The organism is Streptomyces sp. NBC_00091 (assembly GCF_026343185.1).
Classification (GTDB): Bacteria; Actinomycetota; Actinomycetes; order Streptomycetales; family Streptomycetaceae; genus Streptomyces.
The window spans coordinates 1158541-1172345 of sequence record NZ_JAPEMA010000001.1 but is presented as its reverse complement, the minus strand read 5'-3'; the positions used below and the strand labels follow the sequence as shown (position 1 = coordinate 1172345).

The 13805-nt window shown below is 70.2% G+C and carries 13 protein-coding genes; all 13 read left to right on the top strand.

The annotated features are described in order from the left end of the window. Nucleotides 1-176 precede the first annotated feature (176 nt). The gene (gene thrB / locus OOK34_RS04945; RefSeq protein ID WP_267032634.1) at nucleotides 177-1115 is read left to right on the top strand and encodes a homoserine kinase; all 939 of its coding nucleotides are present in this window, start codon (nucleotides 177-179) and stop codon (nucleotides 1113-1115) included. 414 nt (nucleotides 1116-1529) lie between these two features. Then, nucleotides 1530-3656, top strand: a complete 2127-nt coding sequence (gene rho, locus OOK34_RS04940) for a transcription termination factor Rho (RefSeq protein WP_267032633.1) — start codon at nucleotides 1530-1532, stop codon at nucleotides 3654-3656. A gap of 276 nt (nucleotides 3657-3932) precedes the next feature. Then, on the top strand, nucleotides 3933-5036 hold the full coding sequence (locus tag OOK34_RS04935; RefSeq protein ID WP_267032632.1) for an LCP family protein: 1104 nt from the start codon (nucleotides 3933-3935) through the stop codon (nucleotides 5034-5036). Between the two features lie 161 nt (nucleotides 5037-5197). Then, nucleotides 5198-5416, top strand: coding sequence for a 50S ribosomal protein L31 (rpmE, locus tag OOK34_RS04930; protein WP_267032631.1), 219 nt, complete (start codon nucleotides 5198-5200; stop codon nucleotides 5414-5416). A gap of 119 nt (nucleotides 5417-5535) precedes the next feature. Further along, nucleotides 5536-6615 (top strand): peptide chain release factor 1, encoded by a 1080-nt coding sequence (gene prfA / locus OOK34_RS04925; RefSeq protein WP_267032630.1) that lies wholly within the window; start codon nucleotides 5536-5538, stop codon nucleotides 6613-6615. 42 nt (nucleotides 6616-6657) lie between these two features. Beyond that, a complete protein-coding gene (gene prmC, locus OOK34_RS04920; protein ID WP_202199703.1) occupies nucleotides 6658-7503 on the top strand; it encodes a peptide chain release factor N(5)-glutamine methyltransferase in 846 nt (281 codons plus the stop codon). A gap of 52 nt (nucleotides 7504-7555) precedes the next feature. Beyond that, the gene (locus OOK34_RS04915) at nucleotides 7556-8203 is read left to right on the top strand and encodes an L-threonylcarbamoyladenylate synthase (RefSeq protein WP_267032629.1); all 648 of its coding nucleotides are present in this window, start codon (nucleotides 7556-7558) and stop codon (nucleotides 8201-8203) included. Next, a complete protein-coding gene (locus OOK34_RS04910) occupies nucleotides 8200-8835 on the top strand; it encodes a protein-tyrosine-phosphatase (RefSeq protein WP_267032628.1) in 636 nt (211 codons plus the stop codon). Before OOK34_RS04915 ends, OOK34_RS04910 begins: the two co-directional genes overlap by 4 nt. Nucleotides 8836-9037: 202 nt before the next feature. Continuing rightward, complete coding sequence (glyA, locus tag OOK34_RS04905; protein ID WP_267032627.1) at nucleotides 9038-10267, top strand: serine hydroxymethyltransferase; 1230 nt, start codon at nucleotides 9038-9040, stop codon at nucleotides 10265-10267. Nucleotides 10268-10371: 104 nt separating this feature from the next. Next, nucleotides 10372-11706, top strand: a complete 1335-nt coding sequence (locus OOK34_RS04900) for an MraY family glycosyltransferase (RefSeq protein WP_267036629.1) — start codon at nucleotides 10372-10374, stop codon at nucleotides 11704-11706. 286 nt (nucleotides 11707-11992) lie between these two features. Beyond that, nucleotides 11993-12430, top strand: a complete 438-nt coding sequence (locus OOK34_RS04895; RefSeq protein WP_267032626.1) for a hypothetical protein — start codon at nucleotides 11993-11995, stop codon at nucleotides 12428-12430. Nucleotides 12431-12640: 210 nt separating this feature from the next. Then, on the top strand, nucleotides 12641-13477 hold the full coding sequence (gene atpB / locus OOK34_RS04890) for a F0F1 ATP synthase subunit A (RefSeq protein ID WP_267036628.1): 837 nt from the start codon (nucleotides 12641-12643) through the stop codon (nucleotides 13475-13477). 81 nt (nucleotides 13478-13558) lie between these two features. Beyond that, nucleotides 13559-13792: an ATP synthase F0 subunit C gene (gene atpE, locus OOK34_RS04885; RefSeq protein WP_079429787.1), complete on the top strand. Its 234-nt coding sequence runs from the start codon at nucleotides 13559-13561 to the stop codon at nucleotides 13790-13792. Nucleotides 13793-13805 lie beyond the last annotated feature (13 nt).

Sequence of the window (13805 nt, the reverse complement as noted above, 5' to 3'; positions counted from 1 at the left end):
GCCCTATGTCGCGAGAGAACCTTCCTTCGATACGCTGTACTTACATCCGCCACCGCGCATATGACCGCGGTGCTGCCCCAAGGGCCTTCGGGTGTCGTACGTTCTCCAGTACATTCGCAGCGAAGATCCCGCACAGCAGCCGGATCCCGCACAGTCACAAGGAGTGTCATCGACCGATGGCAGGTCCAGCGTTCCGCGCCGCCGCCGTACGGGTGCGCGTCCCCGCCAGCAGTGCCAACCTCGGCCCCGGCTTCGATGCCCTCGGCCTGGCCCTGGGGCTCTACGACGACGTGGTCGTCCGGGTGGCCGACTCCGGCCTGAACATCGACATCGCGGGTGAGGGTGCCGACACCCTCCCGCGGGACGAGAGCCACCTCCTCGTACGCTCCATGCGCACCGCCTTCGACCTGCTGGGCGGGCAGCCGCGCGGCCTCGAGGTCGTCTGCGCCAACCGCATCCCGCACGGCCGGGGCCTGGGCTCCTCCTCCGCCGCGATCTGCGCCGGCATCGTCGCCGCCCGCGCCGTGACCATAGGCGGGGAGGCCAAGCTCGACGACGCGGCGCTGCTGGAACTGGCCACCGAGATCGAGGGCCACCCCGACAACGTCGCCGCCTGCCTGCTCGGCGGCTTCACCCTGGCCTGGATGGACGGGGGCAGCGCCAAGGCGATCCGGATGGACCCCGCCGATTCCATCGTTCCGGTGGTCTTCGTGCCCTCGAAGCCGGTCCTGACCGAAACCGCGCGGGGCCTGCTGCCGCGCACCGTCCCGCATGTGGACGCGGCCGTGAACGCGGGCCGCGCGGGCCTGCTCGTGGAGGCCATGACCAGGCGTCCCGAGTTCCTGCTGCCCGCCACCGAGGACCGGCTGCACCAGGAGTACCGCTCCCCGGCGATGCCGGAGAGCGTGGCACTCGTCAACCGGCTGCGGGCGGACGGCATCCCCGCGGTCATCTCCGGCGCGGGCCCCACGGTCCTCGCGCTGGTCGACAACGGCGCGGCCGACAAGGTCGCGCAGCTCGCGGGCGAGGGGTGGGCGGCCAACCGGCTCGCCCTCGACGCCGCGGGCGCGAGCGTCCTTCCGCTGGGCGCCCAGGGCGGTCAGCCCGTGTCCTAGAGACACGGCCCGCCGGGGTGGGCGGCCGGGCAGGCCGCCCGCCCCGGCGGGGCGATTGCCGGTGATTGAGAGGGGGAATGTCTGTTGGATCCGGTAGTGTTAATCTCAAGTGCGCATCCGAAGCCGCCATGGCTCGGTGCTCAGTGTCCCCATCCGGGACCACATTTCTTCCGGGAGCCTCCCCGACTGCTTTGATCGCTGCCAGCAGTTTCGAGCACGCTCCGGAATCGGCGTGACATTCCCACGCTTCCAGCTCGGGGGCTTCTCGCCGGAACCACCATGCACGTTTCTCTCCGCCGTATCTCTACCGGCGGACCACCGCCCCGGCACGGTCCACACCTAGGACTGTTGTCGGACAGCACAACCGGTCGCCGAGCCAGACAGGCCGACGTCCGCTCCAGGGAAGGACCCTTCGTGAGCGACACCACCGATCTGATGGGCGCTGCCGACACCAACGTCGACACCAGTGCCCCCGCCGCGGGCGCCGCCCCTAAGCGTCGCCGCTCCGGCACCGGCCTCGAGGGCATGGTCCTGGCCGAGCTGCAGCAGGTCGCGTCGGGCCTCGGTATCAGGGGCACCGCGCGGATGCGCAAGAGCCAGCTGATCGAGGTCATCAAGGAGGCGCAGGGCGGCAGCGCCCCCAAGGCCGCCGCCGCGGCTCCCGCCGCCGACGCCGCCGAGGCCAAGCCGAAGCGCCGCGCCACCAGCAAGGCCCGTACGGGCGAGGCCGCCGCCGCGGCGCCCGCCGAGAAGACCGCCGCGCAGCCGCAGATCGAGATCCCCGGCCAGCCGGCTGGGGGCCCCTCCCGCGCGAGCGAAGCCGAGCGTGGGGGAGAGGACGCCCCCGTCGGCGAGCGCCGCCGTCGTCGGGCGACCGCTCCTTCCGGCAGCCCGGAGTCCTCGGCCCCCGCCGCCGTGCAGGTCGAGCAGAAGACCGAGGCCGCCCCGGCCGCGCAGCCCGAGGCCAAGGCCGAGGCCGCGACCGCCGTCTCCGCCCAGCCCCAGGGCCAGGCGCAGGAGGGCGGCGAGGGCCGTACCCGCCGCGACCGCCGTGACCGCGGCGAGCGCGGTGAGCGCGGTGAGCGTGGCGAGCGCGGTGACCGTCAGGGTCGCCGTGAGCGCGGCGCCAAGGCCGACGAGCAGGGCCAGCCGCAGGCCGGCCAGGGCCAGCAGGGCGGTGGCCGCCAGGAGCGCGCCGACCGTCAGGAGCGCGCCGACCGCCAGCAGCAGGGCGGCGGCCGGGGCCAGGGTCAGCAGGGCCGGCAGGACCGTCAGGACAACGGCCCGCAGGACGACTTCGACGAGGACGGCCGTCGCGGCCGTCGTGGCCGCTACCGCGACCGCCGTGGCCGTCGTGGCCGTGACGAGTTCGCGCCGGCCGAGCCGCAGGTCGCCGACGACGACGTGCTGATCCCCGTCGCGGGCATCCTCGACATCCTCGACAACTACGCGTTCATCCGGACCTCCGGCTACCTGCCCGGTCCGAACGACGTGTACGTCTCCCTCGCCCAGGTCCGCAAGGCCGGGCTCCGCAAGGGCGACCACACCACCGGTGCGGTCCGCCAGCCCAAGGACGGCGAGCGCCGCGAGAAGTTCAACGCCCTCGTGCGCCTGGACTCCGTCAACGGCATGGCGCCCGAATCCGGCCGCGGACGCCCGGAGTTCCAGAAGCTGACCCCGCTCTACCCGCAGGACCGGCTCCGTCTGGAGACCGACCCGGGGGTGCTGACCACCCGCATCATCGACCTCGTGTCGCCGATCGGCAAGGGCCAGCGCGGTCTGATCGTGGCCCCGCCGAAGACCGGCAAGACCATGATCATGCAGGCGATCGCCAACGCGATCACCACCAACAACCCCGAGTGCCACCTGATGGTCGTCCTGGTCGACGAGCGTCCGGAAGAGGTCACCGACATGCAGCGGTCGGTCAAGGGCGAGGTCATCTCCTCGACCTTCGACCGCCCGGCCGAGGACCACACCACCGTCGCCGAGCTGGCCATCGAGCGCGCCAAGCGCCTCGTCGAGCTGGGTCACGACGTGGTCGTCCTGCTGGACTCCATCACCCGTCTGGGCCGTGCGTACAACCTCGCGGCTCCCGCCTCCGGCCGCATCCTGTCCGGTGGTGTCGACTCGACCGCGCTGTACCCGCCGAAGCGCTTCTTCGGTGCCGCGCGCAACATCGAGGACGGCGGCTCGCTGACCATCCTGGCCACCGCGCTGGTCGACACCGGCTCGCGCATGGACGAGGTGATCTTCGAGGAGTTCAAGGGCACCGGCAACATGGAGCTCAAGCTCGACCGCAAGCTCGCCGACAAGCGCATCTTCCCGGCCGTCGACGTCGACCCGTCGGGCACCCGCAAGGAGGAGATCCTCCTCAACGCGGAGGAGCTCGCCATCGTCTGGAAGCTGCGCCGGGTGCTGCACGCGCTCGACTCGCAGCAGGCGATCGAGCTGCTGCTCGACAAGATGAAGCAGACGAAGTCGAACGCCGAGTTCCTGATGCAGATCGCCAAGACGACCCCGGCCGGCAAGAACGACGACTGACCGGGTCGCCTGAACGCAGTCGCCCCCGCCGCATTCGCGGCGGGGGCGGCTCCGTTTCTGCGACCTTCGCCACATTCCCGCCGCCCGTAAACCTCCGTACGCGGCCTCGCGTCCGGCCATGAAACCCAAGGCAGGCCCGGTGATGCGCGGACCCCACGGCGAACCCGGCGGTCCGGACGGGGCGTGCGGTGCTCAGCCCGAGCCGTGGAACCCTGGAACGCGCTCGTCCGTCTGTGTGAGAGAACAGCGGGCACCGGAGTCAGGACCGAGGAGAGCATGAGCCAGGACAACAGGGCCAGCGGCAGCCGTGCCGCACGCCGGCGCAGCCGACGCAAACCGCCGCAGCGCCGCAGGGCCCTCACCATCGCCGCGTGGACCGCCGCAGGGGTGGTGCTGCTGGGCGGTGGCGGCCTCGGCTGGTTCTACTTCAAGCTCAACGGGAACCTGAAGACCGTCGACATCGACCAGGCCCTGGGCAAGGACCGCCCGCCCAACGTCGACAACGGCTCCATGGACATCCTCGTCCTCGGCTCCGACTCCCGGGGCGGGGCGAACAGCGAGTACGGCGCGGACGACGGCGGTTCGGCCCGCTCCGACACGGCGATGATCATCCACCTGTACGAGGGCCACAAGCAGGCCAGCGTCATATCGATCCCGCGCGACACGATGCTCGCGCGGCCCGCCTGTCCCACGGGCAAGGGGAAGACCGACCCCGGCCGGCAGCGCGCGCAGTTCAACGAGGCCTTCACCATCGGCGGGGCCGCCTGCACCGTCAAGACCGTCGAGTCGATGTCGGGGATCCGCATGGACCACTACATCGAGGTCGACTTCACGGGCTTCAAGAAGATCATCGACAACCTCGGCGGGGTCCCGCTCACGACGACGAAGCCGATCAAGGACAGCGGCAGCCACCTCGACCTCCCGCCCGGCCCCCACACGCTCAACGGGGAGCAGTCCCTCGGCCTCGTCCGCACCCGCAAGAGCGTCGGCGACGGCAGCGACCTGGGCCGAATACAGCTCCAGCAGGCCTTCATCAAGGCGCTGATCAAGCAGGTCAAGGGCATCGGCGTCTTCGAGAACCCGAAGAAGCTGTACAACCTCGCCGACTCCGCCACCAAGGCGATCACCACCGACAGGTCGCTCGGCGACGTGAAGTCCCTCGCGGGCTTCGCCCAGGGTCTCCAGGGCATCACCGCCGAGAACATGCACATGATCACCCTGCCGGTGAAGCGGGACCCGCTCGACAAGGACCGCGTCGCGCCCCTCGCCAAGGAGTCCAAGATGGTCTGGGACGCCCTGCTGGCCGACCGGCCGGTTCCCGCGGAAGCCACCGAGAACTCGACCGGGGACAAGAGCGACGCCGGTTCGATCGTCCAGTAGCCGCGCGGCGGGAATGAATGCGGGACCCTCCCTGTTGAGGGGAGCGTTCTCAGAATTTTGACAGGCGGCCCGGTCCTGGCAGACTGGTCTGTCGGCCCCGGTTCACGCAGTGCGCAATTCGGCTCCTGCGACCCGGCGCCCTCCCGAATCTAGGAGACACCTTGAAGCGCGAAGTTCACCCCGAGTACGTCGAGACCCAGGTCAGCTGCACCTGTGGCGCGTCGTTCACCACCCGTAGCACCCTGACCGAGGGCACCATCCGTGCCGAGGTCTGCTCCGAGTGCCACCCGTTCTACACGGGCAAGCAGAAGATCCTCGACACCGGTGGCCGTGTGGCCCGCTTCGAGGCCCGCTTCGGCAAGGGTGCGGCCAAGAAGTAGCGCGACCCAGGCGCCGGTCACCGGCCGCCCCCTGATCACGCGGGGGCGGCCGGACCGGCGCCTTTGTCGTCGTGTCGCCAAGCCCAGCCCATTTTTGACTTTCACCACAGGAGCATCCGATGTTCGAAGCGGTCGAGGACCTGGTCGGCGAGCACGCCGACCTCGAGACGAAGCTCGCCGACCCTTCGGTCCACTCCGATCAGGCCAATGCCCGCAAGCTGAACAAGCGCTACGCGGAGCTGACCCCGATCGTCGCGACCTTCCGTGCGTGGAAGCAGTCGGCCGAGGACATCGAGACGGCCAAGGAGCTGGCGGCCGACGACCCCGATTTCGCCGCCGAGGTCAAGGAACTGAGCGCGCAGCGCGAGGAGCTCACCGAGAAGCTCCGCCTGCTGCTCGTCCCCCGCGACCCCAGCGACGACAAGGACGTGCTCCTGGAGGTCAAGGCCGGCGCCGGCGGCGACGAGTCCGCCCTCTTCGCCGGTGACCTGCTGCGCATGTACCTGCGCTACGCCGAGCGCGTGGGCTGGAAGACCGAGATCATCGACGCCACCGAGTCCGAGCTCGGCGGTTACAAGGACGTCCAGGTCTCCGTCCGCACCAAGGGCGGCAACGGCGCGACCGAGCCCGGCCAGGGCGTGTGGGCCCGCCTGAAGTACGAGGGCGGCGTGCACCGCGTCCAGCGCGTGCCGGCCACCGAGTCCCAGGGCCGCATCCACACCTCCGCCGCCGGCGTGCTCGTCACCCCGGAGGCCGAGGAGGTCGAGGTCGAGATCAACATGAACGACCTCCGCATCGACGTGTACCGCTCCTCGGGCCCCGGCGGCCAGTCCGTCAACACCACCGACTCGGCCGTGCGCATCACGCACCTGCCGACCGGTGTGGTCGCCTCCTGCCAGAACGAGAAGAGCCAGCTCCAGAACAAGGAGCAGGCCATGCGCATCCTGCGCTCGCGCCTGCTGGCCGCCGCCCAGGAAGCCGCCGAGCAGGAGGCCTCCGACGTGCGCCGCAGCCAGGTCCGCAGCGTGGACCGCTCGGAGAAGATCCGTACGTACAACTACCCGGAAAACCGGATCTCGGACCACCGGACCGGTTTCAAGGCGTACAACTTGGACCAGGTGCTCGACGGCGACCTCGACGCGGTCATCCAGGCCTGTGTCGACACGGATTCCGCGGCGAAGCTCGCGGCCGCGCACTGACCTTCGCATTCCCCCCGTACGACAGCAGCCCGGAGGACCAGCGTGAACTTGCTGCTTGCCGAGGTGGCCCAGGCCACCCAGCGGCTGGCCGCCGCAGGCGTGCCCTCACCGCGTTTCGACGCGGAGGAGCTCGCGGCCTTCGTGCACGGCGTCAAGCGGGGGGAACTGCACCACGTCAAGGACGCGGACTTCGACGCCCGCTACTGGGAGGCCGTCGCCCGCCGCGAGGCGCGTGAACCGCTCCAGCACATCACCGGCCGCGCCTTCTTCCGGTACCTGGAGCTCCAGGTCGGCCCCGGGGTCTTCGTGCCCCGGCCCGAGACCGAGTCGGTCGTGGACTGGGCCATACACGCCGTCCGGGCCATGGACGTGGTCGAGCCGCTGATCGTGGACCTGTGCACCGGCTCCGGCGCCATCGCGCTCGCCATGGCCCAGGAAGTGCCGCGTTCGCGCGTGCACGCCGTGGAGCTGTCCGAGGACGCGCTGCGCTGGACCCGGAAGAACGCCGAGGGCTCCCGGGTCACCGTCCACCAGGGCGACGCGCTCAGCGCGCTGCCCGAGCTGGACGGACAGGTCGACCTGGTCATCTCCAACCCGCCGTACATCCCGCTCACCGAGTGGGAGTACGTGGCCCCCGAGGCCCGGGACCACGACCCCGAGATGGCGCTGTTCTCCGGGGAGGACGGCCTCGACACCATCCGGGGCATCGAGCGCACCGCCCACCGGCTGCTGCGGCCCGGCGGCATCGTCGTGATCGAGCACGCCGACACCCAGGGCGGCCAGGTGCCGTGGATCTTCGCCGACGAGCGGGGCTGGGCCGACGCCGCCGACCACCCCGACCTGAACAACCGCCCGCGCTTCGCGACCGCCCGCAAGGCCATGCCGTGATCCGCGCGACCCCCCGACCCGACACCACCCCGCTGCACGAGGAGGCCCGCTGATGGCCCGGCGATACGACTGCAACGACGCGACGGACCGTAAGACGGGTCTGCGTGAAGCGGCATCCGCCGTGCGCCGCGGTGAGCTCGTCGTGCTGCCCACCGACACCCTGTACGGCATCGGTGCGGACGCCTTCAGCGCAGAGGCCGTCGGCGACCTGCTCGCCGCCAAGGGGCGCGGCCGCAACATGCCCACCCCTGTCCTCATCGGCTCCCCGAACACCCTGCACGGCCTGGTCACGGACTTCTCCGAGCAGGCGTGGGAGCTCGTCGACGCCTTCTGGCCGGGCGGGCTCACGCTCGTCGCCAGGCACCAGCCCTCGCTGGCGTGGGACCTGGGGGAGACCCGCGGGACCGTGGCCGTACGCATGCCCCTGCACCCCGTCGCGATCGAGCTGCTGACCGAGGTCGGCCCGATGGCCGTGTCCTCGGCGAACATCTCCGGGCACCCCGCGCCGGCGGACTGCGACGCGGCGCGCGAGATGCTGGGCGACTCCGTCTCCGTGTACCTGGACGGCGGGCCGACCCCGAGCACGGAGCCCTCGTCGATCGTCGACGTCACCGGGAAGGTTCCCGTACTGCTGCGCGAGGGGGCGCTGACCGCCGAGAAGCTGCGGGAGGTCGTACCCGACCTCGAGGTGGCTCCGTGAGCCCTCAGGGGCGTGGCATAGCGACTCAGTCCTTCCGCATACTCCACGTCAGCACCGGCAATGTGTGCCGCTCGCCCATCACCGAGCGGCTGACGCGGCACGCGCTGTCGCACCGGCTGGGCGTCCTCGGCCTGCCGGCCGGCGACCTCATCGTGGAGAGCGCGGGCACCTGGGGCCACGAGGGCGCACCGATGGAGGCCAACGCGGCCGCCGTCCTCGCCGACTTCGGGGCCGATGCGTCCGGGTTCACCGGGCGGGAACTGCTGGACGAGCACGTCATACGCGCCGACCTGGTGCTCACCGCCACGCGGGACCACCGGGCGCAGGTCATCTCCATGGGCCACTCCGCCGGGCTGCGGACCTTCACGCTGAAGGAGTTCACCCGGCTGGTGCGGGCCATAGACCCGGCCACGCTGCCGCCGCTGGACGACGGCATGGCGGAGCGGGCACGGGCGCTGGTACGGGCCGCCGCGGCGCTGCGCGGCTGGCTGCTCGCACCGTCCGCCGACGCCGACGAGGTGTACGACCCGTACGGGGCGCCCATCACCTTCTTCCGGTCGATCGGCGACGAAATCAACCAGGCGCTGGACCCTGTGGTCACGGCCCTGACGGGCGTCACCGACTCCCACTGAGTCCTGCGGGTGCGGCTGGGTGCCGCTGCGCGGAGCCTCTCCCCGCCCCGCCCTTTCACCGTTTCCCGGGGCTCCGCCCCGGACCCCGCGCCTCGAACTCCCCCAGCTACCGCCAGGCGGGGCTGAAATTCCGGGGCGGCGCGGAAAGAGGGGCGGGGCTATCGTGGCTGGTACTTGATGGGGAGCCCCCTGGAGTCGCGCCATGAGCGTCATCACGCAGCCCACAGATCTCCTGCGGCAGCAGGACCCGCAACTGGCCGACATCCTCGAAGGGGAGCGGCAGCGGCAGGCGACCACCTTGCAGATGAGCGCCGCCGAGAACTTCACCTCGCCCGCCGTGCTCGCGGCGCTGGGCTCCGCGCTCGCCAACAAGTACGCCGAGGGGTATCCCGGCGCCCGCCACCACGGGGGGTGCGAGTACGCCGACCTGGCCGAGCGGGTGGCCGTGGAGCGGGCCAAGGCGCTCTTCGGGGTCGAGCACGCCAATGTGCAGCCGCATTCCGGTTCCTCCGCCGTGCTGGCCGCCTACGCGGCGCTGCTGCGGCCCGGGGACACGGTCCTGGCCATGGGGCTCCCGTACGGCGGGCACCTCACCCACGGCTCCCCGGCCAACTTCTCCGGCCGCTGGTTCGACTTCGTCGGGTACGGGGTCGACGCCGAGACCGGGCTCGTCGACTACGAGCAGGTGCAGCGGCTCGCCCGCACGCACCTGCCCAAGGCCATCGTGTGCGGGTCGATCTCCTACCCCCGCCACCTGGAGTACTCGGCCTTCCGCGAGATCGCCGACGAGGTCGGGGCCCACCTCATCGTGGACGCCGCGCACCCGATCGGGCTGGTCGCGGGCGGGGCGGCGCCGAGCCCCGTCCCGTACGCGGACCTGGTCTGCGCGACCACGCACAAGGTGCTGCGCGGCCCGCGCGGCGGGATGGTCCTGTGCGGAGCCGAGTTCGCCGAGCGCGTCGACCGGGCGGTGTTCCCCTTCACCCAGGGCGGCGCCCAGATGCACACCATCGCCGCGAAGGCGGTGGCCTTCGGGGAGGCGGCCGCCCCGGCCTTCACCCGGTACGCCCACCGGGTGGTCGCCAACGCCCGGGCCCTGGCCGCGGCCCTGGAGCAGCGCGGGTTCGCCGTGACGACCGGCGGCACCGACACCCACCTCATCAGCGCCGACCCGGCGCGCCTCGGCATCGACGGGCCGGCCGCGCGGGGCCGCCTCGCCGCCGCCGGGATCGTCCTCGAGACCTGCGCGCTGCCGTACGGGGACCAGCGCGGGATCCGCCTGGGCACCGCGGCGGTGACCACGCAGGGGATGGGCAAGCCGGAGATGGCCGAGATCGCGGAGCTGTTCTCGGCCGCGCTGCGCGGCGAGGCGGCCGGAACGCGTACCGCCGTGGCCGACCTGACCAGCAGATTTCCCCCGTACGGGGCGTAACCGGCACGAGCGTGGCGTAGTGCAACCGGAATGGGCCCTCCGCGCGTCCTCGTCCCCGGAGACATCGCGGCTAATGTGTGGGGCTGAGATGGCCGGCGATACATCTGGGGCAGCCAGTGCGTGAATATCTGCTGACGCTTTGCGTCACGGTCGCGGTGACCTATCTGCTGACCGGGCCCGTGCGGAAGTTCGCGATCGCGGCCGGTGCGATGCCGGAGATCCGCGCCCGCGACGTGCACCGCGAGCCGACTCCGCGGCTCGGCGGTATCGCCATGTTCGGCGGCATGTGCGCGGGGCTGCTGATCGCCGACCACCTGCAGAACCTGAACGGGGTCTTCGAGCGGTCGAACGAGCCGCGCGCCCTCCTGTCGGGCGCGGCGCTGATCTGGCTGGTCGGTGTCCTGGACGACAAGTTCGAGCTCGACGCGCTGATCAAGCTCGGCGCGCAGATGATCGCCGCCGGCGTGATGGTCATGCAGGGCCTGACCATCCTGTGGATTCCGGTTCCTGGCATCGGCACGGTGGCGCTCACCCAGTGGCAGGGCACCCTGCTCACCGTGGCCCTGGTGGTGATCACCATCAACGCGGTGAACTTCGTCGACGGCCTCGACGGCCTGGCGGCCGGCATGGTCTGCATCGCCACCGGCGCGTTCTTCCTCTACGCCTACCGGATCTGGTTCGGCTACGGCATCGAGTCGGCCGCCCCGGCGACGCTCTTCGCGGCGATCCTGATGGGCATGTGCCTGGGCTTCCTGCCGCACAACATGCACCCAGCCCGGATCTTCATGGGGGATTCCGGCTCGATGCTGATCGGCCTGGTGCTGGCCGCCTCGGCCATCTCGATCACGGGGCAGGTGGACCCCGACACGATGGCCCTCTTCGTGGGCGGTGAGCGCAACGCGACCCAGGCGATGCTGCCGGTCTTCATCCCGCTGCTGCTGCCGCTGACCATCATCGCCATTCCGATGGCGGACCTGGTGCTGGCGATCGTGCGGCGCACCTGGAACGGCCAGTCGCCCTTCGCGGCGGACCGCGGCCACCTGCACCACCGGCTGCTGGAACTCGGGCATTCCCACAGCCGCGCCGTACTCATCATGTATTTCTGGTCAGGGCTGATCGCATTCGGCACGGTGGCCTATTCGGTGAGTTCGGCCTCGATGTGGATCGTCCTCGCCATCGCCGCGCTGAGCGCGCTGGGCCTCGTACTGCTCCTCGTGCCGCGGTTCACCCCGCGGGCACCCCGTTGGGCGCAGGGCCTGGTGCCGCCGCGCTACCGGCACGCCGAGCGGGCCGCGGAGGCGGCCGTGCGGGACGACGCGGGCACGGAGCCGGAGCCCGCGCGGCCCGTCGCGGCGGGTGTGTCGGGCGTCAACGGGGCGACTGCCGTAGGCCCCCGTTCGCGGCTCCCCGACCGGCGTAAGGCCGGATCGGCGCGCTGACGGGCGAGGCGCATGTCCGACATGGACGCGCTTTAGCAGACAATGGGCCTGCTTGTCTTGCACACACGGGCGGGTTAGCCCTCATGTGTGACAGTCAGCACACCTGACAGGTAAAGCTCTCATCAAATAGTTTGTGATACCGTTCACTAAACCCGGCGACAGAGCCGAAGGACCGTAGTGCGACGGTCCCTTGGCCCGAGGCGATCACTCGGACCGGGCTTACGCTCGTCCCCGTACGAGTTCCCGTACGAGTCCGTGCCCCCACCACCACGCGGAGCAAACCGCCATGCGGTCAGATGACGTCCGATCCCTCCTGCAAACCGCCGTACCCACTGCTGCCGCCGGCGCAATCGCCGCCGTGATCAGCGGTCTGGTCGTCGGTGGCAAGGGCGCTGTCGGATCCGTCGTCGCGACCGTGCTCGTGATCCTTTTCATGGGCATCGGATTCGTCGTCCTGCAGCGCACGGCGAAATCTCTGCCGCACCTGTTCCAGGCCATGGGCCTCATGCTCTACGCGGCCCAGATCCTGCTGCTTTTCGTCTTTCTCGCCGTGTTCAAGAACACGACACTGTTCCACCCCCGGGCGTTTGCCATCACGCTCGTCGCCGCCACCCTCGTGTGGATCGGCGCGCAGACGCGTGCTCATATGAAGGCCAAGATCCTGTACGTCGAGCCGGACTCGACCAAGGGTGAAAAGCCGGAAAACCCGGGGTCGAAGTCGTGAGGGGTAGGGCCGGGATAAGTGTGCGTTCGAGATGCTGCTATCGTCCGGTTCCAACTGCGGCACTGCGGGCGCGGGCATCTGAGCTGACGCCTGTTCCATCGCGAGGCTCGATGCCTGACTGCCGCCCCCACATCCGTTACACCAGTCCAGTGCCGAACCGCGGCCGCGTGCCGCGCCGACACAACGAGGTTGCCGTACCTATGCGCCACGCTGAAGGAGCCCGCGGTGAGTGCTGACCCGACGCAGGTCCTCGCCTTCGAGACCGACTGTCACATCTTCGACGGATGTGGATTCCCCGGCCCGGGCCTGCACTCGTTCCTCTTCGAGCCTCTGTGGGGCGAAGCCGGGAGCAGCGCCTACTTCAACAAGCCGATGCTGCTGGCCCTCCTGGGATCGGTCATCATCGTGGCCTTCTTCTGGGCCGCCTTCGGCAAGGCGAAGATGGTCCCCGGCAAGCTCCAGATGGTCGCCGAGGCCGGCTACGACTTCGTACGCCGCGGCATCGTCTACGAGACGCTGGGCAAGAAGGAGGGCGAGAAGTACGTCCCCTTCATGGTCTCCCTGTTCTTCTTCGTCTGGATCCTGAACGTCTGGTCGATCGTCCCGGTGGCCCAGTTCCCGGTGACGTCGATCATCGCGTACCCGGCGATCCTGGCCCTGATGGTCTACCTCGTCTGGATGTCGGTCACCTTCAAGCGCCACGGCTTCGTCGGCGGCCTGAAGAACCTCACCGGCTACGACAAGAGCCTGGGCGGCGTCCTGCCGCTGATCATGGTCATCGAGTTCTTCTCGAACGTCCTGGTCCGCCCGTTCACCCACGCGGTCCGACTCTTCGCGAACATGTTCGCCGGTCACACCCTGCTGCTGCTCTTCACGATCGCCAGCTGGTACCTGCTGAACGGCATCGGCATCGCCTACGCCGGTGTGTCGTTCGTGATGGTGATCGTGATGACCGCCTTCGAGCTCTTCATCCAGGCTGTCCAGGCGTACGTCTTCGTCCTCCTGGCCTGCAGCTTCATCCAGGGCGCGCTCGCCGAGCACCACTGAGCCAGACCCGCCCCGCTCAGCCCCCCGTATTCGTCCGGTGGCCAACCCCCACCGGTCCGTGAAAGAGAAGGAAGAACTGGCATGTCCCAGACCCTTGCCGCCGTCACCGGCTCCCTCAGCTCCGTTGGTTACGGTCTCGCGGCCATCGGCCCCGGCGTCGGCGTCGGCATCATCTTCGGTAACGGCACCCAGGCCCTTGCCCGCCAGCCCGAGGCTGCCGGCCTGATCCGCGCCAACCAGATCCTCGGCTTCGCCTTCTGTGAGGCGCTCGCCCTGATCGGTCTGGTCATGCCGTTCGTCTACCCGACCTCCTGATCCTCGGTCACGA